At 72.9% G+C, this 20,306-nt stretch carries 15 protein-coding genes and 1 pseudogene; 5 read left to right on the top strand and 11 right to left on the bottom strand.

Annotated elements, in window-relative coordinates; genetic code table 11:
- Positions 1-259: 259 nt before the first annotated feature.
- Positions 260-1,696: a replication-associated recombination protein A gene (locus AB0K43_RS13970; protein WP_363639234.1), complete on the bottom strand. Its 1,437-nt coding sequence runs from the start codon at positions 1,694-1,696 to the stop codon at positions 260-262.
- Between the two features lie 102 nt (positions 1,697-1,798).
- On the opposite strand from AB0K43_RS13970, the gene AB0K43_RS13965 reads away from it, so the two are divergent.
- Together AB0K43_RS13965 and AB0K43_RS13960 are read left to right on the top strand one after the other, a co-directional pair.
- A complete protein-coding gene (locus AB0K43_RS13965; protein ID WP_363639232.1) occupies positions 1,799-2,299 on the top strand; it encodes a VOC family protein in 501 nt (166 codons plus the stop codon).
- 55 nt (positions 2,300-2,354) lie between these two features.
- Positions 2,355-4,190: a tetratricopeptide repeat protein gene (locus tag AB0K43_RS13960; protein WP_363639230.1), complete on the top strand. Its 1,836-nt coding sequence runs from the start codon at positions 2,355-2,357 to the stop codon at positions 4,188-4,190.
- A 25-nt stretch (positions 4,191-4,215) separates the two neighbouring features.
- Here AB0K43_RS13960 and ppk2 read toward each other — a convergent pair whose 3' ends face one another.
- On the bottom strand, positions 4,216-5,037 hold the full coding sequence (ppk2, locus tag AB0K43_RS13955; RefSeq protein ID WP_363639228.1) for a polyphosphate kinase 2: 822 nt from the start codon (positions 5,035-5,037) through the stop codon (positions 4,216-4,218).
- A 229-nt stretch (positions 5,038-5,266) separates the two neighbouring features.
- Between ppk2 and AB0K43_RS13950 the strand changes: the two genes are divergently transcribed.
- The gene (locus tag AB0K43_RS13950) at positions 5,267-6,286 is read left to right on the top strand and encodes a LysR family transcriptional regulator (RefSeq protein ID WP_363639226.1); all 1,020 of its coding nucleotides are present in this window, start codon (positions 5,267-5,269) and stop codon (positions 6,284-6,286) included.
- Here the strand turns inward: AB0K43_RS13950 and AB0K43_RS13945 are convergent.
- The 4 genes from AB0K43_RS13945 to AB0K43_RS13930 form a co-directional block, all read right to left on the bottom strand.
- A complete protein-coding gene (locus AB0K43_RS13945) occupies positions 6,259-6,765 on the bottom strand; it encodes an N-acetyltransferase (protein ID WP_363639224.1) in 507 nt (168 codons plus the stop codon). The genes AB0K43_RS13950 and AB0K43_RS13945 overlap by 28 nt on opposite strands.
- Before the next feature lie 113 nt (positions 6,766-6,878).
- Entirely contained in the window at positions 6,879-8,678 is a 1,800-nt protein-coding gene (gene aspS / locus AB0K43_RS13940; RefSeq protein ID WP_363639222.1) for an aspartate--tRNA ligase, read from the bottom strand.
- Positions 8,675-9,940 carry a histidine--tRNA ligase gene (hisS, locus tag AB0K43_RS13935; protein WP_363639220.1) on the bottom strand — a complete coding sequence of 422 codons (1,266 nt, stop codon included), beginning with the start codon at positions 9,938-9,940 and terminating at the stop codon, positions 8,675-8,677. The genes aspS and hisS overlap by 4 nt, the downstream gene beginning before the upstream one ends.
- A gap of 11 nt (positions 9,941-9,951) precedes the next feature.
- Positions 9,952-10,659 carry an MBL fold metallo-hydrolase gene (locus AB0K43_RS13930; protein ID WP_363639218.1) on the bottom strand — a complete coding sequence of 236 codons (708 nt, stop codon included), beginning with the start codon at positions 10,657-10,659 and terminating at the stop codon, positions 9,952-9,954.
- A gap of 258 nt (positions 10,660-10,917) precedes the next feature.
- On the opposite strand from AB0K43_RS13930, the gene AB0K43_RS13925 reads away from it, so the two are divergent.
- Both AB0K43_RS13925 and AB0K43_RS13920 read left to right on the top strand, forming a co-directional pair.
- Positions 10,918-11,709, top strand: a complete 792-nt coding sequence (locus tag AB0K43_RS13925; RefSeq protein WP_363639216.1) for a peptidylprolyl isomerase — start codon at positions 10,918-10,920, stop codon at positions 11,707-11,709.
- A 261-nt stretch (positions 11,710-11,970) separates the two neighbouring features.
- On the top strand, positions 11,971-13,200 hold the full coding sequence (locus AB0K43_RS13920; RefSeq protein ID WP_363639214.1) for a DUF349 domain-containing protein: 1,230 nt from the start codon (positions 11,971-11,973) through the stop codon (positions 13,198-13,200).
- Positions 13,201-13,279: 79 nt separating this feature from the next.
- Here AB0K43_RS13920 and AB0K43_RS13915 read toward each other — a convergent pair whose 3' ends face one another.
- From AB0K43_RS13915 to secD, 5 genes and pseudogenes are all read right to left on the bottom strand, one after another.
- A complete protein-coding gene (locus AB0K43_RS13915) occupies positions 13,280-14,107 on the bottom strand; it encodes a hypothetical protein (protein WP_363639212.1) in 828 nt (275 codons plus the stop codon).
- Between the two features lie 107 nt (positions 14,108-14,214).
- Positions 14,215-16,515 (bottom strand): annotated as a pseudogene (locus AB0K43_RS13910) (bifunctional (p)ppGpp synthetase/guanosine-3',5'-bis(diphosphate) 3'-pyrophosphohydrolase); the annotation flags it as partial.
- Positions 16,516-16,767: 252 nt separating this feature from the next.
- The gene (locus AB0K43_RS13905) at positions 16,768-17,319 is read right to left on the bottom strand and encodes an adenine phosphoribosyltransferase (protein WP_363639211.1); all 552 of its coding nucleotides are present in this window, start codon (positions 17,317-17,319) and stop codon (positions 16,768-16,770) included.
- Positions 17,320-17,342: 23 nt separating this feature from the next.
- A complete protein-coding gene (gene secF, locus AB0K43_RS13900) occupies positions 17,343-18,455 on the bottom strand; it encodes a protein translocase subunit SecF (RefSeq protein ID WP_363639210.1) in 1,113 nt (370 codons plus the stop codon).
- Positions 18,456-18,459: 4 nt separating this feature from the next.
- Entirely contained in the window at positions 18,460-20,259 is a 1,800-nt protein-coding gene (gene secD / locus AB0K43_RS13895) for a protein translocase subunit SecD (RefSeq protein WP_363639208.1), read from the bottom strand.
- Positions 20,260-20,306 lie beyond the last annotated feature (47 nt).

The raw sequence follows: 20,306 nt of genomic DNA, 5'->3' as shown, positions 1-20,306 counted from the left end.
GCGACCCGGAGAAAAACCACCCGCGAGGGGGTGATCAGCCGCTCTCCGGAGCCGGGCACATCCGTGCATGCACACGAGAGGCCCACGACCACGAGGGTGGTGGGCTGCCCGCGACACCGTAAGCCGGTGCGCGACGCTCCAAGGGCCGCTCCCGAAGGAGGACCCGTAGGCCGATGCCCCGCTGGTGCGGCCGGTCGGCCGGGCTCTCACCCGCCGCCGTGCCCGGGACAAGGCACTCCGGGACAGTGTACAGGCGATCTCAGGTCCCCTCCGCCGCGCCCGCCCCCTCATCCGGCTGCGGCGGCGGCGACTGCGCCGGTGCCTGCGGCTGCCGGGCCGGCGGCTTCGGCTCGCCGCGCAGCCGGGCCCTGGTCCAGGTCACGGTGTCGGCGTACCGGGCCTCGGCGCCGTGCCGGGTCGGGCTGTAGTACTCCCGGCCGTGCACGGTGTCCGGCGCGTACTGCTGCGCGGCGATGCCCTCCGGCAGGTCGTGCGGGTAGCGGTAGCCCTGGCCGTGGCCGAGCTTGCCGGCGCCGCCGTAGTGGGCGTCCCGCAGGTGCGGCGGGACGGCGCCGGCCAGCCCCTGCCGGACGTCGGCCAGGGCGGCGTCGATGGCCAGGTAGGCGGCGTTGGACTTGGGCGCCAGGGCGAGCGCGATGGCTGCCTGGGAGAGGATGATCCGGGCCTCCGGGAAGCCGATCAGCGCGACCGCCTGGGCGGCGGCCACGGCCGTCGACAGCGCCGTCGGGTCGGCCAGGCCGACGTCCTCGCTGGCCGAGATCATCAGCCGGCGGGCGATGAACCTCGGGTCCTCGCCGGCCTCGATCATGCGGGCCAGGTAGTGCAGCGTGGCGTCCACGTCGCTGCCCCGGATCGACTTGATCAGCGCGCTGGCGACGTCGTAGTGCTGGTCGCCGTCCTTGTCGTAGCGGACGGCGGCCTGGTCCACGGCCGTCTCGGTGGTGGCGAGCGTGATCCGCTGCCCGCCCTGCTCCAGCGCGGCGCCGGCCGCCGCCTCCAGCGTGGTGAGCGCCCGCCGGGCGTCGCCGCCGGCCAGCCGCACCAGGTGGTCCTCGGCCTCGTCGGTCAGCTCGACGGCGCCGGCCAGGCCCCGCTCGTCCGCCACCGCGCGCCGCAGCAGGGCCCGCACGTCGGCGTCGGTGAGCGACTCCAGGGTGAGCAGCAGCGAGCGGGACAGCAGCGGGGAGATCACCGAGAAGTACGGGTTCTCGGTGGTGGCGGCGATCAGGGTGACCCAGCGGTTCTCCACCGCGGGCAGCAGCGAGTCCTGCTGGGCCTTGGAGAAGCGGTGGATCTCGTCCAGGAACAGCACCGTCTCGCGGCCGGACATCCCGATCGCGCGGCGGGCCCCCTCGATCACCGCGCGGACTTCCTTGACGCCCGCGGTGATCGCCGAGAGCTCCACGAAACGGCCCTCGACGGCCTGGCTGATCACATGCGCCAGGGTGGTCTTGCCGGTGCCGGGAGGCCCCCAGAGGATCACCGAGCTGGTCGCCGCGGGCCCGCGCGAACCGGCCACCAGGCGCCGCAGCGGCGAGCCGTCCTTCAGCAGCCGGCGCTGGCCGGCCACCTCGTCCAGGGTGCGCGGCCGCATCCGTACCGCCAGCGGGGCCCGGCCGGGCTCGGCGGCCTGACGCTCCTCGGCGGCTGCGGTGAAGAGATCCGGTTCTTCCACGCCTGAAGCGTATGCGAGTGCGCGGACAGTTCGGGACCAGGTAGTTCGAATTTGAACGGGGCAGCGTAGGCTGGTCGGACCACCTGGAAGGAGCAGTACGCCATGGCCGTACGCCGTCTCAACCACGCCGTGCTCTGGATCCGCGACATCGACCGCTCGGTCGAGTTCTACCGCGAGGTCCTCGGCTTCGGGGTCGACCACCTGATGCCCGGCCGGGCGGCGTTCCTGAGCGCCCCCGACAGCGACAACGACCACGACCTCGGTCTGTTCGCGATCGGCCCGGACGCCCCCGGCCCCGAGCAGGGCCGGGTCGGGCTCTACCACCTGGCCTGGGAGGTCGGCACCCTGGGCGAGCTCGCCGCCCTGGGGCACCGGCTGGCCGAGCGCGGGTCCCTGGTCGGCTCCACCGACCACCTGGTCTCCAAGTCCTTCTACGCCAAGGACCCGGACGGCAACGAGTTCGAGCTGATGTGGCGGGTCCCCCGCGAGGACTGGCCCGCCGCGGACTCGGACGCCCGGCCGGGCCCGCTGGACCTCCCCGCCGCCATCCAGCGCTGGGGCAGCGACCTGGCCACCGGCGCCGCGGCCGGCTCGGCCACCTGACGCGGGCGCGCGCTAGGTTCTGACCCGGATCATCGTGCCCGGGGGAAGGACCGCAGTGACGCACGCAGACGAGCACGGCGACGGGAGGCTGGCGGCCGAGGGGGAGGTCGCGCTGGCCCGGCTCGCCCTGGCCGACCTCGAACTGGCGCACGCCGCCGGCCACCTGGCGAACGCCGCCGCGCTGGACCCGGCCCTCCCGGAGGTCCACGAGGCACTCGCCGAGCTGGCCGTCCGGGCGGGCGGGCCCGCCGCGGCGCTGGACTGCTTCCCGCTGGAGCAGCCCACCATCGGCGAGGTCGGCTGCCGCGCCTCACTGGCCGCGGCCGCCGGGCGCTGGGAGGAGGCGGTCGGCCTGCTCTCGCACGTCCTGCGGGAGGAGCCGGACCGCCCGTGGGCCTCGGTCGCCTGGCTCGGCCACCCGGAGCTGCCCGCCCGGCTCGGGCCCGAGCCGGCCCTGCGGGCGATCGCCCGGGTGGTCGGCGGCGGCCTGCCGGACCCGCTGCCCGCCGCCGCGGCCGAGCAGCTGCGCCCGTTCTACGACCTCATCCGCGCCTGCGTGGCCCGCTCCCCCACGCACCCGGGCCTGCTCACCATGGCCTCCGGCCTGGCCCGCCGCTACGGCGACCACGACACGGCCGTCGGCTGGGCCCGCGCCTCGCTCGCCACCGCGCCCTCGCACAGCGGCGCGGTGATGCTCGGCTTCGCGCTCCGCTCGGCCGGCCGGCCCGAGGAGGCGCTCGCGGTCTGGGAGCGGGAGCTGGCCCGGGATCCGTCCGACCTCTCGCTGCACGTGGACGTCGGCGAGCTGTACGCCACCCTGGGCCGCCCCGCCGAGGGCCTGCCCTGGATCGAGCGGGCGCTCGCCGCGGACCCGGACCACCCGCAGGCCGCACCCGCCCTGCACGGGGTCCGGTTCACCCTCGACGAGGACGGCACCCACCTGGCGGCCCTGGCCGACCACCTGCGCGAGCACCCCGACCACGGCTACGCCTCGACCGTGCTGGCCCGCTGCAGCGAGGGCCGCCCGTGGCTGCGGCACGTCGGCTCCGCCTCCGAGGCGATCATCGGCGTGCTGCACCAGGTGCTGGAGCAGCAGGGCGCGGTCGGCGGCGCCTGCACGCTCTCCGCCCCGGAGCCGCCTAGCGCGCTGGCCCTCTTCCACGCCACCGTGCCGGACGCCCGGGTGACCGTCCTCGGCGTACCGGAACCGGATCTGCGCGAACCGCTGCGCCCGGTCGGCGTCCGGCTCTGGCGGTACGAGGGCACCGAGGCCCGGCCCGCCGTGGCGCCACCCTCCGCCGAGGCGGCCGAACTGCTGCGCTCGGTGGCCGACCTGTCCTGGCCGCACCTGCTGGCCGCCTACGACCACGCCGTGGCGCTGTCCTCGCTCTCCCTGGACGACCTGCTCGGCTGCCTCGCCCACCCGCCCGCGCCGGCCGAGGACGAGACCGGCCGCCGGCTCGCCGCCCGCTGGCCGGACCTGTGGGCGCGGGCCGGGCAGAGCTTCGCCTGCCTCGCCCTCACCCACCACCGCACCGACCAGCCCTGGGCCGGCTCGGACCGCCGCCGGGTGCTGGCCGACCTGCTCTTCGGCCCCGAGGACTGGGTCACCGAGACGGCCGCGCTCGCCCTGGTCGCGGTGGCCTGGACCGACCCCGACGCCCGCCGGGACGCGGCCGACCTGGTCGCCCGCCGGATGCTGGACGCCGTCCGGGCCGGCCGCACCCGCACCGTCACCGTCCTCGACTCGCTCTGCCGGCTGACCCTGGCGATGCCCGGCCTCGCCCCCGAGATCACCGCCCTGGCCCGCCGCGAGCTCGCCGCCACCGCGGACCGCACTCCCGGGGCCCCCGCCCGCCCCAAGCGCCGCTGGTTCCGCCGCCGGGGCTGAAGCGCTCGGCTCGAGCGCTCGCCCGCTACGGCCTCTCCAGCCGCTCCAGCGCCGCCGCGTGATCCGGCACGTACTTCTGCAGATCCCGCGGCGGCCGCTGGTAGCCCTGCGGCCGGGGGCGGGGCGGCAGGGCCACCTCGGGCCGGCGGACCTCCCGGTAGGGCACCGAGGAGAGCAGGTGGGCGATCATGTTGATCCTGGCCCGCCGCTTGTCGTCGCTCTCCACCACGTTCCAGGGCGACTCCGGGATGTCCGTGTGGACGAACATCTCGTCCTTGGCCCGGGAGTAGTCCTCCCAGCGGGTGATCGACTCCACGTCCATCGGCGAGAGCTTCCACTGCCGCATCGGGTCGGTCATCCGGCCCCGGAAGCGCCGTTCCTGCTCCACGTCGCTGACCGAGAACCAGTACTTGCGCACCAGGATGCCAGCCTCGATCAGCATCCGCTCGAAGGTCGGGCACTGGTTCAGGAACTGCTGGTACTCCGCCGGGGTGCAGAACCCCATCACCTTCTCCACCCCGGCCCGGTTGTACCAGCTGCGGTCGAACAGCACGATCTCCCCCGCCGCGGGCAGCTGCTCGACGTACCGCTGGAAGTACCACTGGCCGCGCTGGCGCTCGGTGGGCGCCGGGAGCGCCGCGACCCGGGCCAGCCGGGGGTTGAGGTACTCCGTCACCCGCTTGATGGCGCCGCCCTTGCCGGCCGCGTCCCGCCCCTCGAAGACCACCACCAGCCGCACGCCCTCGGCGCGCACCCACTCCTGGAGCTTCACCAGCTCGTACTGCAGCCGCAACAGCTCGGCCTCGTAGGGCTTCCTCGGAAGACGATCCCTGTGCTTCCCCGCCACCCTGGCCTCCGATCGCGTACAGCTGACGGTCACTCACGCTACGGGTGATCCGCCCGGCGCGCAGGTCGGCACGGGGTGGAGATCCGGCGGACGGCGGCGGAGCACGACGACGGGCGGCCCCGGCCCGACAGTCCCCTGCGCTGCCGGCGCCGGGGGCCGCCCGACGAGTGATCAACTCTCCCCCGGACCCCGCCCGTGGGGCAAATTACCCGACTCATAACCTTGCGGCATGGACATCGACACCCGCCTGCTGCGCTACTTCGCCGCGGTCTACGAGGAGCGCCAGCTGACCGGGGCGGCCGCCCGGCTGCTCGTGAGCCAGCCGACCCTGACCAAGCAGATCCGGCAGCTGGAGGCGCAGCTGGGGGTGCGGCTCTTCGAGCGCTCGCGGGAGGGCATGACACCCACCCCGGCCGGCCACGCGCTGGCGGCCAGGTCCGAGGCGCTGCTGGCCGGCTGGGAGGAGGCGCTGCGGGCCACCCGGCAGGCCGCCACCCAGGCGGCGGGCACCCTGCGGGTCGGGTTCGAGGGCAGCACCATCAACGTGGTCGACCGCGCCACCGTCGAGGACTTCGCCCACCGGATGCCCGGCTGGCAGCTGCAGATGCGGCAGAACAACTGGTTCGACCCCACCTCGGGCCTCGCCTCGGGCGAGATCGACCTGGCCCTGTGGCACGCGCCCGGGTCCGTCGCGGCCGAGTACAACCACGCGGAGCTGGGGGTAGAGGACCGCTGCGCCGTCCTGCCGGCCGGCCACCGGCTGGCCGAGCGGGAGCTGCTGGACTTCGCGGAGCTGCTGGACGAGGACTTCGTCGCCATCCCGCAGGAGGCCGGCCGCTGGCGGGACTACTGGCTCGCGGCCGAGGAGCGCGGCGGCCGGCCGGCCAGGATCGGCGCGGTCGCGCACAACGCGGACGAGTGGCTGACGGCGGTGGCCTGCGGCCAGGGCATCGGCTTCGCGCCGGCCACGATGAGCCGGCTGGCGTCCCGGCCGGGCGTGGTCTACCGCCCGGTGCGCGGCCTCAGCGCCAGCCGGGTCGGCCTGTACTGGCCGCTGGACCAGCCGCTGACCCCGGCGATGGCCGCCTTCGTCCGCAGCTGTCGGAAGACGGTGCGGATCGGGGCGGGGGTCGCGGGGCCGTCCGCACTGGGCTCGGTGCCCGCGCAGCGCCGTCCGGCGGACCGGGGTGCCGCCACCCGGCGCGGGTCGGCGCAGCCCGTTCAGACCGCCGCGAACGGCGCCGGGTAGCGACAGACGCCCTGGGTGCTGCCGTCGTAGCCGCCCAGCGGGAGGACCTGGAAGTAGGCGTCGGGCGCCTCGAAGGGCCCGCTGACCCGGTGCCGGGAGGCCGGCTCGAAGCCGAACCTGCCGTAGTAGTCGGGGTCGCCGAGCACCACCACCAGCTGCTCCCCGGCCGCCTCGGCCGCCGCCAGCGCGGCCCGGACCAGGGCGTCGCCGACGCCCTTGCGCTGCCACTCCGGCGCGACCGCCACCGGTGCCAGCGACAGCGCCCGGCCCTCGCCGACCTGGAGCCTGGTCATCAGCACGTGCCCGATGATGAGGTCCCGCTCGTCCACCGCGACCACCGAGAGGGCCGGCACCCAGGCCTCGTCCCGGCGCAGCGCGTCCACCAGGTCCGCCTCCTCGGGGCCCGGGAAGGCGGCCATGTGGACCCGTCTGGTGGCGGGGGCGTCCGCCGGGTTCTCGACTCTGGTACGGATGGTCATCCTCGACCCCTCTGCTGTGGCACGTCGTTGTGCACCGGCCCCGGGCGGGGTGAGCCTACCTTGCGGAGGTTCACCCCGGCCGGGGCCGTGAGCATGGCGTTACTGACCAGGTGTCAGGCCTTGACCTCGGACTCGGCGGCGGTGGCCGCCGGCTTGTCCGCGCCCTTGGGCTTGGCGTCCACACCGGCCTCCCGGCGCTGGGCCGGGGTGATCGGGGTCGGCGCACCGGTGAGCGGGTCACCGCCGGTGCTGGTCTTCGGGAAGGCGATGACGTCCCGGATGGTGTCGTACCCGCCGAGCAGGGTGACGATACGGTCCAGGCCGAAGGCGACCCCGCCGTGCGGCGGCGGGCCGTAGTTGAAGGCGTCGAGCAGGAAGCCGAACTGCGACTGCGCCTCCTCCTCCGACAGGCCGATCGCGTCGAAGGCCCGCTTCTGCACCTCGCGCTGGTGGATACGGATCGAGCCGCCGCCCAGCTCGGAGCCGTTCAGCACCAGGTCGTAGGCGTTGGACAGGGCGCTGCCCGGGTCGGTGTCGAAGGTGGCCAGCGACTCCGCGGTGGGCGCGGTGAACGGGTGGTGCACCGCGTGCCAGCCCTGGAACTGGCCCTTGTCGTCCTCGATCGGCTCGAACATCGGGAAGTCGACCACCCAGAGGAAGGCCCACTGCGACTCGTCGATCAGGTCGCAGCGGCGGCCGATCTCCAGGCGGGCCGCGCCGAGCAGCTCCTGCGAGGCGGTCTTCTTGCCGGCGGCGAAGAACACCGCGTCGCCCGGCTTGGCGCCGGCCGCGGCGGCCAGGCCGGCCAGGTGCTCCTCGGAGAGGTTCTTGGCGACCGGGCCGCGCAGCTCGCCGGTCTCGGCGTCCACCAGCACGTACGCCAGGCCCCGGGCGCCGCGCGCCTTGGCCCAGTCCTGCCAGGCGTCCAGCTGCTTGCGCGGCTGGGAGGCGCCGCCGGGCATCACGACCGCACCCACGTACGGGGCCTGGAAGACCCGGAACTCGGTGCCCTGGAAGTACTCGGTCAGGTCGGTGAGCTCCTGGCCGAAGCGGACGTCCGGCTTGTCGGAGCCGTAGCGGTTCATGGCGTCCGCGTAGGTCATCCGGGGCAGCGGGTTGGGGATCTCGTACCCGTGCACCTGGCGCCAGATCGCCCCGACGACCTTCTCGCCGAGGGCCAGGATGTCCTCCTGGTCGACGAAGGAGGCCTCGATGTCCAGCTGGGTGAACTCCGGCTGCCGGTCGGCGCGGAAGTCCTCGTCGCGGAAGCAGCGGGCGATCTGGTAGTAGCGCTCCATGCCGGCCACCATCAGCAGCTGCTTGAACAGCTGGGGCGACTGCGGCAGCGCGTACCAGTGGCCGGGCTGCAGGCGGACCGGGACGAGGAAGTCGCGGGCGCCCTCGGGGGTGGAGCGGGTGAGGTACGGCGTCTCGATGTCGAGGTAGTCGTTCTCCTCCATCACCGTGCGGATGATGTGGTTGACCTTGGAGCGCAGGCGCAGCGCGCGGGCCGGGCCCTCACGGCGGAGGTCCAGGTAGCGGTAGCGCAGGCGCACCTCCTCGTTGACCGTGCCGGGCTCGTACTCGGCGACCGGGAACGGCACCGGGGCGGCCTCGGAGAGCACCTCCAGCTCGTTCACCACGACCTCGATCGCGCCGGTCGCGATGTCGGGGTTCTCGTTGCCCTCCGGGCGGACCCGGACCTCGCCGGTGACCTTGACGCAGTACTCGGCGCGCAGGCTGCCGATCGCCTCCAGGTCGCGGGCCACGATCTGCACGGTGCCGGAGGCGTCGCGGAGGTCGATGAACGCGACTCCGCCGTGGTCACGGCGGCGGGCGACCCAGCCGGCCAGGATGACGGTGGTGCCGGCGTGCTCCGCGCGGAGCGTGCCCGCGTCGTGCGTGCGGATCACAGCTGCTTCTCCTTCAGGGTGGTGACGAGTGCTTCGAGGGCGACGGGCGTCTGCTCGCCGGTGGTCATGTCCTTGAGCTGGACGACGCCTTCGGCGAGGTCCCGGTCGCCGGCGATCAGCGCGAAGCGGGCGCCCGAGCGGTTGGCGGACTTCATGGCGTTCTTGATGCTCTTCACGCCGAACGCCAGGTCGGTCGCCACACCCGCCCGGCGCAGCTCCACCACCTTGGCGAACAGGACGTTCTTGGCCTCCTCGCCGAGCGCCACGGCGTACACCTCGGTGGCGGCCGGCAGGTCGAGGACGATGCCCTCGGCCTCCATCGCCAGGAAGGTGCGGTCCACGCCGAGGCCCCAGCCGACCGAGGGCAGCGCCGGGCCGCCGAGCATCTCGGACAGGCCGTCGTAGCGGCCGCCGCCGCCGATCGCGGACTGGGCGGCGAGGCCGTTGTGCACGAACTCGAAGGTGGTGCGGGTGTAGTAGTCCAGGCCGCGGACCAGCTTGGGGTCGTCCACGAAGGCGACGCCGGCCGCGGTGAGCAGCTCGCGGACCTTCTCGTCGTACGCCTTGCAGTCCTCGCAGAGGAAGTCGCGCAGCATCGGCGCGTCGGTCAGCTGCGCCTGTACGGACTCGCGCTTGTCGTCGAGCACCCGCAGCGGGTTGATCGCGGCCCGGCGGCGGGTGTCCTCGTCCAGGTCGAGACCGGCCAGGAATTCCACCAGGGCGGCCCGGTAGACCGGGCGGCACTGCGCGTCGCCGAGGCTGTTGATCAGCAGCGAGTAGTTGCGCAGGCCGAGCGCGCGGAAGGCGTCGTCGCCCAGGATGATGATCTCGGCGTCCAGCGCCGGGTCCTCGGCGCCCAGCGCCTCGGCGCCGACCTGGGAGAACTGCCGGTAGCGGCCGGCCTGCGGGCGCTCGTAGCGGTAGAAGTTGCCCGAGTACCAGAGCTTGACCGGCAGGTTGCCCAGCTTGTGCAGGTTGGCCTGGAGGGTGGCGCGGACCACCGAGGCGGTGCCCTCGGGGCGCAGCGCGAGGTCCTCGCTGCCGCGCTTGGTGAGGGTGAACATCTCCTTGGTGACGATGTCGGTCGACTCGCCGACGCCTCGGGAGAACAGCCCCAGATCCTCGAAGACCGGCGTCTCGATGTAGCCGTAGCCGGCCCGGCGCAGCGGCGCGGAGAGTTGCTCGCGGATCGCCAGGTAGGCCGCGGAGTTCGTCGTCGGCAGCAGGTCGTAGGTGCCCTTGGGGGCGGTGAAGGTGGTCAACTTCTCTTCCGTCACATTCCTCGTCGCGGGAAGGCCGGAGCGTCGAGCGCTCCCGCCGCCTGCTTGAGGTAGGGGTTGGTGGCGCGCTCACGGCCGATGGTGGTCTGGGAGCCGTGGCCGGAGAGGACCACGGTGGCGTCGTCGAGGGGCAGGCAGACCCGGGCCAGCGAGCGCAGAATCGCCTCGCTGTCCCCGCCCGGGAGGTCCGTACGCCCGATGGAGCCGGCGAAGAGCAGGTCACCGGAGAACAACACCGGGGGGATGTCGTCGCTCGAAGGCGTCCTGAAGGTCACCGACCCCTTGGTATGGCCCGGCGCGTGGTCGACGGTGAGCCGCAGGCCGGCCAGCTCCAGCACGCTGCCGTCGGTGAGCTCGCGGACGTCGTCCGGCTCGCCGACCGTCAGGCTGCCCATCAGCTGCTGCCCGAGCGAGCGGCCGAGCGCGCGCTCCGGGTCGGCCATCATGTAGCGGTCCTCGGGGTGGATCCAGGCGGGCACGCCGCGCGCGCCGCAGACCGGCACCACGGAGGCGATGTGGTCGATGTGGCCGTGGGTGAGGACCACCGCGACCGGCTTCAGCCGGTGCTCGCGGATCAGCTCCTCGACGCCCTCGGTGGCCTCGTGGCCCGGGTCGACGATCACGCACTCCTCGCCGGCGGCCGGCGCGACCAGGTAGCAGTTGGTGCCCCAGGCCCCGGCGGGAAATCCGGCGACGAACAACGCGAGTCCTCCACGATCGGGGGGCGGGTCCGCTGGAGTCACCGCCTGGTCACACCAGAGCCTACCGGCGGGACACCGCCGCGGGCGAACCGGTTGCCGGGCGCCGCCGCGCGCCCGGCCGGGCCGCCCGCGGCCCGCCGCCGGGCCCGCTTGACCTCGAACTTACGCACAGGGTCCTTACACTTGGCCGCCGACGGGTGCGATGATCCGCATCGACACTTTCCCAGACGTCCAGCGCACACGTAGGAGACCCGGCCGGTGGCCAGCAGCAACGAACAGCGACGGCGGCAGCTCGCCCGCGAGAAGTACGAGCGTCAGGCAGCGCGTCGGGCCGAGGCCCACAAGCGCAGCAAGCAGCGCAGAGCGATCATCGGCGCCGCGCTCGCGGTCGTGGTGGTCGCCGCCGGCGGTGCCTGGGCCGGCGGGGTCTTCGACTCCGACGGCAAGGCGAAGACCCCGCAGGCGGCCCCGACCGCCCCGGTGACCCAGGTCAAGGGCTGCAACCCGCCGGCCGCGGGCCAGCCCAACGGCAAGCAGTGGAAGACCGAGCCGGCCATGACGCTGGACGCCAAGGCCGCCTACACGGCGACCCTGACCACCAGCTGCGGCCCGGTCACCGTCTCGCTGGACGCCGCCAAGGCGCCGCACACGGTGAACTCCTTCGCCTTCCTGGCCGGTGAGCAGTACTTCGACCACGTCAAGTGCCACCGCCTGACCACCGAGGGCATCTACGTCCTGCAGTGCGGCGACCCGACCGGCACCGGCTCCGGCGGCCCGGGCTACCAGTTCCCGGACGAGAACCTGACCGGCGCCACCTACCCGGCCGGCACCCTGGCGATGGCCAACGCCGGCCCGGGCACCAACGGCAGCCAGTTCTTCCTGGTCTACAAGGACACCCAGCTGCCGCCGAACTACACCCCGTTCGGCAAGATCACCGGCGGCCTGGAGGTCCTCCAGAACATCGCGGCCGGCGGTGTCCAGGGCGGTGGCGGCGACGGCGCCCCGGTGGCCGACGTCGTCCTCGACAAGGTGGCCGTGGCCAAGGGCTGACCCGCCGGGAGCCGGTCGGGCGCCGCGTACCACGAAAGGGGACGCGGCGCCGCCGGAAATCACCCGGGCGGGGATGCGGACAGCACCGGCGCTGGTCGCCTATGTTGCTGTTGTATAGGGTGCCCTGACCGTCGGCCGTCACCCTCGGCGCAACAACGGACGGCTCGGACGGCGGACCTGCATCGGTCCGCCGCACATCAACTGTGGACGACGCACGCGCCCCGCACCCGCGGGCCCGCGGCGTCATGTGGAGGAGGCGCTGTGAGCAGCGACCCGTGGGGCCGTGTCGACGAGCAGGGGACCGTGTACGTCAGGACCGCGGACGGCGAACGCGCCGTCGGCTCCTGGCAGGCCGGTTCCCCGGAGGAGGCCCTCGCCTACTTCGAGCGGAAGTACCAGGGCCTGGAGGCCGAGATCGGCCTGCTGGAGCACCGCGTCCGCAAGACCGACCTGGCCGCGAAGGAGGCGCAGGTGGCCCTCGACCACCTGCGCGCACAGGTGGTCGAGGCGCACGCGGTGGGGGACCTGGACGCGCTGGCCAAGCGGCTCGACACGCTGGCCGGTGAGATCGAGACCCGGCAGACCGAGCGCCGGGCCGCCCGGGCCAAGGCCCAGGACGAGACCCGCGCCGCCAAGGAGGCCCTGGTCGCCGAGGCCGAGCAGCTGGCCGAGTCCACCCAGTGGCGCGAGGCCGGCGACCGGCTGCGGGCCCTGGTGGACAGCTGGAAGGCGCTGCCGCGGCTGGACCGCAAGAGCGACGACGAGCTGTGGCACCGGTTCTCGCACGCCCGCTCGGTCTTCTCCAAGCACCGCAAGGCGCACTTCGCCGCGCTGGACGTGGAGCGGGACCAGGCGCGCGCGGTGAAGGAGAAGCTGGTCGCCGAGGCGGAGGCGCTGTCCGGCTCCACCGAGTGGGGCGCGACCGCCGCCGCGTACCGCGACCTGATGACCCAGTGGAAGGCCGCCGGCCGCGCCCAGCGCGACGCGGAGGAGGAGCTGTGGGCCCGCTTCCGGGGCGCGCAGGACGTCTTCTTCCAGGCCCGCTCCGCGACCTTCAGCGAGCGCGACGCCGAGCAGGGTGAGAACCAGCAGCTCAAGGAGGCCCTGCTGGTCGAGGCCGAGGCGATCCTGCCGATCACCGACCTCAAGGCCGCCAAGGCCGCGCTGCGCGACATCAACGAGCGCTGGGAGGCCATCGGCCACGTGCCGCGCGACGCCCGGCCGAAGCTGGACGCCCGGCTGAACACCGTCGAGCGGGCGATCCGCGAGGCGGAGGACGCCGAGTGGCAGCGCTCCAACCCGGAGGCCAAGGCCCGTGCGGCCGGCATGACCGGGCTGCTCCAGCAGGCCGTGGACAAGCTCCAGGCCGACCTGGACAAGGCCCGGGCGGCCGGCAACGCGAGCCGGGTCGCCAAGCTGGAGGCCGAGCTGGCGGGCCGTCAGGCCCTGCTGGACCAGGCGCTGAAGAGCCTCCAGGAGTTCAGCGGCTGATCCCCGCGCCACGCCGCGAGGGCCCCCTCGGTGCCGAGCCGAGGGGGCCCTCGCACGTCCGGGCCCGCCCGGGCCGAGCTCAGACCGTGGTGGTCGGCCCGGTGGCGCCGGACTCGCGCTGCAGCTCGTCCAGGTCCAGGGTCTGGTTCGGCGCGGGCGGGGTGGCCGCCACCTGGGCGCCGAAGTCCTTGAAGTCCAGCCGCCCGGACTCCTCCCCGGCGACCTTCTCCAGCCGGACGGGGTACGGGCGGCCCTCCACCGACACGTAGAGCGTGCCCGGCAGGCCGTCCTGGGTGGTGATCACCGAGATCACCTGGGCGCCCTCCACCGTGGTCCGGGTGCCCGCGCTGAGCGGTCCGTTCCTGGTGCCGACCAGGTCGATGATCGCGTTCAGGTCGCAGAGCGAGCCGACCTCCGCGAAGTCGGCGTTGTCGACCGTGGTCCTGAGGTACTTGTCACCGATCAGCTGGGCGATCGCCGGGCCGGCGTTCGCGTCCAGGAACGCCGCGTCGGGCTTGATCCACAGCTGCTGGCCGACCTTCACCAGCCGGAAGCCGCCCTGCCCGGCCATGCTCATGGTGCCGGCGCAGTTGGCGTCCGCGTCCATCGCCAGGTCGATGGTGATCCCCTCGCCGGCCGAGTCCACCTCGCCGGTGACCCGTACGCTGCGGCCGTCCTTGAGCGCCTGCGCCGAGCGCTCGACGATCTCGCGCGGTTCGAGCGTCTCGACGCCGTTCGGGGAGGCCGGCGCGGCGCTGGCACCTGCCGGGGCGGATCCGGAAGGGGCCGCGGTGGCCGGCGCGGAGCCGCCGGATCCGGAGCCGCTCCCGCCGCTCGCGCACCCGCCGGCGGCCGCCGTCAGCCCGGCTCCCACCAGCACCGCCACGACCATCTGCCTGCCACCCATGGCGGCCTCCGCGAGTCGACACATCAGCACCGCATCGGACGGTGACATTCTGTGCCGCCCGCGCGGGCCCCGCATCCGCAGCCGGCGGGGCCCACCGGGCCGGCGGCCTACTTCCGGGCCGAGGTCACCCGGTAGACGTCGTAGACGCCCTCGACCCCGCGGACGGCCTTCAGCACGTGCCCGAGGTGCTTGGGGTCACCCATCTCGAAGGTGAAGCGGCTCATCGCCACCCGGTCCCGGGAGGTCTGCACCGCCGCCGAGAGGATGTTGACGTGCTGGTCCGAGAGCACCCGGGTGACGTCCGAGAGCAGCCGGGAGCGGTCCAGCGCCTCCACCTGGATGGCCACCAGGAAGACCGAGGACTGGGTCGCGGCCCACTCGACCTCGATCATCCGCTCCGGCTGCTGGGTCAGGGACTCCACGTTGACGCAGTCCGCGCGGTGCACCGAGACCCCGTTGCCCCGGGTGATGAACCCGACGATCGGGTCGCCCGGTACCGGCGTGCAGCAGCGCGAGAGCTTGACCCAGACGTCCTCGACACCCTTGACGATCACGCCCGGGTCGCCCTTGGCCCGGCGGCGCACGGCCCGGCTCTGGTGGGTCGGGGTGGCCGTCTCGGCCAGGTCCTCGACCGCGCCCTCCTCGCCGCCGAGCGCCTGCATCAGCTTCTGCACGATGGACTGGGCCGTGACGTGGCCCTCGCCGATCGCCGCGTACAGCGAGGAGATGTCGGGGTAGCGCATCTCGTGCGCCAGGGTGACCAGTGAGTCGCCGGTCAGGATGCGCTGGATCGGCAGGCCCTGCTTGCGCATCGCCCGGGCGATCGCCTCCTTGCCCTGCTCGATCGCCTCCTCGCGGCGCTCCTTGGAGAACCAGGCACGGATCTTGTTCCGGGCCCGCGGGGACTTGACGAAGGTCAGCCAGTCCCGGGACGGGCCGGCGTTCTCCGCCTTGGAGGTGAAGACCTCGACGGTGTCGCCGTTCTCCAGGGTGGATTCCAGCGGCACCAGCCGGCCGTTGACCCGCGCCCCTATGCAGCGGTAGCCGACCTCGGTGTGCACCGCGAAGGCGAAGTCCACCGGGGTGGAGCTGGCCGGCAGCGCTATCACGTCGCCCTTGGGCGTGAAGACGAAGACCTCGTTGTTGGAGAGGTCGAAGCGCAGCGACTCCAGGAACTCGCTCGGGTCCTCGGTCTCCTTCTGCCAGTCCAGCAGCTGGCGCAGCCAGGCCATCTCGTTGACGGCGTCGGCCTTGTCCTGCTTGCGCTCCTGGCGGGGGGTGTCGGTGCGGACCTTGGAGGTGCCGGCCACCGCGCGCTGCTTGTACTTCCAGTGCGCCGCGATGCCGTACTCGGCCCGGCGGTGCATGTCGAAGGTGCGGATCTGCAGCTCGACCGGCTTGCCGCCGGGGCCGATCACCGTGGTGTGCAGCGACTGGTACATGTTGAACTTGGGCATCGCGATGTAGTCCTTGAACCGGCCGGGGACCGGATTCCATCGCGCGTGGATCGTGCCCAGCGCCGCGTAGCAGTCGCGGACGGTGTCGACCAGGACCCGGATGCCCACCAGGTCGTAGATCTCCGCGAAGTCGCGGCCGCGCACGATCATCTTCTGGTAGACCGAGTAGTAGTGCTTCGGCCGACCGGTCACCGAGGCGGTGATCCGGGCGCCGCGCAGGTCGCCCTGGACCTGGTCGATCACGGTCGCCAAGTACTCGTCGCGCTTGGGCGCGCGCTCGGCCACCAGGCGGACGATCTCGTCGTACATCTTGGGGTAGAGGATCGCGAAGGCGAGGTCCTCCAGCTCCCACTTGATGGTGTTCATCCCCAGCCGGTGCGCCAGCGGGGCGTAGATCTCCAGCGTCTCGCGGGCCTTCTTCTCCTGCTTCTCCCGCTTGAGGTACCGCATGGTGCGCATGTTGTGCAGCCGGTCGGCCAGCTTGATCACCAGGACCCGCGGGTCCTTGGCCATCGCGACGACCATCTTGCGGACGGTCTCGGCCTGCGCGGCCTCGCCGAACTTCACCCGGTCCAGCTTGGTGACGCCGTCGACCAGCAGGGCGACCGAGTCGCCGAAGTCGCGGCGCAGCGTCTCCAGGCCGTAGTCGGTGTCCTCGACGGTGTCGTGCAGCAGCCCGGCCATCAGGGTCGGGGCGTCCATGCCCAGCTCGGCCAGGATGGTGGCGACGGCCAGCGGGTGGGTGATGTACGGGTCGCCGCTCTTGCGCTTCTGGCCGCGGTGCCACTTCTCGGCGACCGCGTAGGCGTTCTCGATGTCCTTGAGCAGCGCCGGGTCGGCCTTCGGGTCCTGCGCCCGGATGGTGCGGAACAGCGGCTCCAGCACCGGGTTGACCGTGGAGCTGCGCTGGCCGCCGAGGCGGGCCAGGCGGGCGCGCATACCGCCGGAGGACGGCCGGGGCGCGGCGGGCGGCCCGGGGCGGACCGGGGCCGTACCGGAGGGCGCGGGCCGGGTCTGGTCAGCCGTGGGCACAACCTCGTCGGGCAAGGACACTCCTCGGGGGCGCGGGGCCTGCCCCTCGCACAAGTGGGCAGGGGTGAACCTTCATGGTACCGAGAGTGCAGGCCGGGCGTTCCGCCGCCCGGCCGGGAATGCCCGAGGGGGGCGCACGGCTCTCGCCGTGCGCCCCCTCGGAAGCAGGATTCAGACCGTGACCAGCGTCTCCAGCGGAGCGCCGCCGAGGTGCGGCAGCAGCCGCTCCCGGCCGGGCAGGAAGCCCAGCTCCATCAGCACCACCACGCCCACCAGCTGCACGCCGGCCTGGCGGACCAGGTCCACCGAGGCACCGATGGTGCCACCGGTGGCCAGCACGTCGTCCACCACCAGGACCTTCTCGCCCGGGGCGAAGGCGTCGCACTGCACCTCGAGGGTGGCCGAGCCGTACTCCAGGTCGTAGGACTTCCGGAAGACCTCGCCGGGCAGCTTGCCCGCCTTGCGGATCGGCACGAAGCCGAGACCGGCCGCGAAGGCCGCCGGGGCGGCCAGCACGAACCCCCGCGCCTCCAGACCGACCACCTTGGTCGCACCGAGCGCCTTCGCCCGGTCGGCCAGCGCCTGGGTGAGGGCCGCGAAGGCCTCGGCGTCGGCCAGCAGCGGCGCGATGTCCTTGAACAGCACGCCGGGCTTCGGGTAGTCCGGTACGTCCCGGATCCGGCTGTTGAGCAGCTCGGCCAGGACGGGGTCAGGGGAGGTCACGGGGGTCCTTACGGAGTACGGGCTCAGTGCTTGCCGGAGGGGCGGCCCTTGCCGCGGGCCCGGCCCACCGGCTGGTTGCGCTGACCAACCATACCCGCCGCCGGCTCGGAGCCGTCCTCGCCGCTCCCGTCGGCGGCCGGCTCGGCCGCCTGCTCGTCGGCCGCCTTGGCGTCCGCGGCACGGCGGGCGGCGACCCGCTTGGCCAGGTCCTTCATCTCCGGCGTCAGCTCCTTGAGCTGCGCGAGCAGCGGGGTGGCGACGCAGATGGAGGAGTACGCACCGGCCGCGAGACCGATGAACAGGGCCAGCGAGATGTCGTTCAGGGTGCCGGCACCGAGGATGCCGCCGCCGATGAACAGCAGCGCGGCGACCGGGAGCAGCGCGACCACGGTGGTGTTGATCGACCGCACCAGGGTCTGGTTGAGGCCGAGGTTGGCGGCCTCGCTGTAGGTGCGCTTGTTCTGCTTGGTGATGCCCTTGGTGTTCTCCTTCACCGTGTCGAAGACGACGACGGTGTCGTAGAGCGAGTAACCGAGGATGGTGAGGAAGCCGATCACGGTGCCCGGGGTGACCTCGAAGCCCACCAGGGCGTACACCCCGATGGTGATCAGGAGGTCGTGGACCAGGGCGACCAGGGCCGCCACCGCCATTCGCCACTCGAAGGCGACGGCCAGGTAGATGGTGACCAGCACCATGAAGATCACCAGGCCGAGCAGCGCCTTCTGGGAGATCTCGTGGCCCCAGCTGGGGCCGATCACCTGGGCGTTGACCTCGTTGGCCGGGATCGACAGCTCCTTGGAGAGCTGCTCGGTGAAGGTGGTGGCGTCCACCTGGGAGGCGGAGCTGACCTGGATCCGGATGTCGCCCTTGTCGGTCGACTGCACCAGGGCGGTCGAGTCGTGGGTGATCTTGTTGGCGACGTCCTGGGCCTGCGAGACCGACAGACCGGGCTTGTTGACGGTGTAGACCGAGCCGCCCTTGAACTCGATGCCCAGGTGCAGGCCCATGGCCAGGCCGATGGCCGCGACCAGGACGATCACGCCGGAGATCGAGTACCAGAGCTTGCGGCGGCCGACGAAATCGAAGCTGATCTCGCCCTGGTAGAGGCGGTGGCCGATGTTGCCGAAGCGCGACATGGCGTCAGGCCTCCTTGGGGGCGCTGGTAGCGGAGCCACGGCGGCGGCTGCTCCGGATCGGCGGGCGCGCGCCCAGCCGCTTCGGGTCCAGGCCGGACCACTTGTGGCCGCTGGAGAAGAACTTGGTGCGGGCCAGCAGGGTGATCAGCGGCTTGGTGAACAGGAAGATCACCACGACGTCGAGCAGGGTGGTCAGACCCAGGGTGAAGGCGAAGCCCTGGACCTTGCCGACCGACACCAGGTACAGCACGGCGGCACACAGGAAGGACACGAAGTCCGAGACCAGGATGGTGCGCCGGGCCCGCGGCCAGGCGCGCTGCACGGCCGGGCGCAGCGGGGCGCCGTCGCGGACCTCGTCGCGGATCCGCTCGAAGTAGACGATGAAGGAGTCCGCGGTGATACCGATCGCGACGATCGCACCGCAGACCGCCGGCAGGTTGAGCGCGAAGCCGATGGTGGCGCCGAGCAGCGACATGATCGCGTAGGTGAGCGCGGCGGAGACCAGCAGACCACCGATCGAGACCAGGCCGAGGCCGCGGTAGTAGACCAGCGAGTAGATGACCACCAGGACCATGCCGATCAGACCGGCGATCAGGCCGGCCTTCAGCTGCTCACCGCCGAGCTGCGGGGAGACCGTGGTGACGTCGCTCTTGGTGAAGTCGAGCGGCAGGGCGCCGAAGCTCAGCACGTTGGCGAGGCCCTTGGCCTCCTCCTGGCCGAAGTTGCCGGAGATGACCGCGTTGCCGCCGGTGATCGACTGGCTGACGTAGGGGTGCGAGACCACCTGGCCGTCCAGCACGATGGCGAACTGGTTCGCCGGGGACTGCTGGGTGGCGAGCTGCCCGGTGACGGCGGCGAAGGCCTTCGAGCCGGCGTCGGTGAAGGACAGCTGGACCTGCCAGCCGGCCGCCTGCTGGGTGTCGAAGCCCGCGGAGGCCTTGGCCACGTCGCCGCCGTTCAGCGCGACCGGGCCGAGGATGAACTTGTTCCAGCTCTGCTGACCCTTGACGCCGGTGTCCTCCTGCTTGAGCGAGCAGGCGACGGTCGGCTTGGTCGGGTCGGTCTGGAGGTCCTTGCGCTGCTTGGGGTCCGAGCAGTCCAGCGCGGTGAACTGCGCCTGCAGCGCCGCGATGGCCGGGTCGGCGGCCGGAGCCGGGGCGGTGCCCGGGTCGACCGGCGCGCTCGGGGAGGCGGCCGCGGCCGGCGAGGCGGCGCCCGACGCGGTCGGGTCGGCCTGCAGGGCGCCGCTGACGGCGCGGCCGGCCTTGCTGGCGCTGGCCGAGGCACTGGCGCTGGTGCTCGGCTTGGTGGCGGCGGCACCGGTGGCCGAGCCGCTCGGGGCCGGGCTCGGCGAGGCGCTGCCGGTGGCCGAGGCGCTCGGCGAGGCCGAGGGGTCGGCGACCGGCTGGCCGCTGGGCGCGTAGGTCAGCACGGGGCGGAAGTAGAGCTTCGCGGTGTCGCCGACCTGCTTGATCGCGGTCTGCTGGTCACCACCGTCCGGGATGTTGACGATGATGTTCTTGTCGCCCTGGGTCTGCACCTCCGCCTCGGAGACACCCATGCCGTTGACGCGCTGCTGAATGATGCCGACCGCGATGTCCATGGCGGACTTGTTGATCGCGGCGGGATCCTTCGACGTAGCGGTCAGCGTGATGCTGGTGCCACCGGCGAGGTCGATTCCGAGACGAGGGGTCTTGTGACCCGTCCCGAACATGAGGGCGACCAGTCCGACGGTCGCCACCAGGATGAGGGCCAGCGCCCGTCCCGGGTAACCGTCGCGCGGACGCGACTTTGGTGTTGCCACCTTGCTCGTTTCTCCCTGTCCATGCCGCCGCGGGCGCGGCCGCCCCG

Source organism: Kitasatospora sp. NPDC049258 (assembly GCF_040678895.1).
Lineage (GTDB): Bacteria > Actinomycetota > Actinomycetes > Streptomycetales > Streptomycetaceae > Kitasatospora.
The sequence above is the reverse complement of the archived record's forward strand: the minus strand, read 5'-3'. Positions and strand labels throughout refer to the sequence as shown.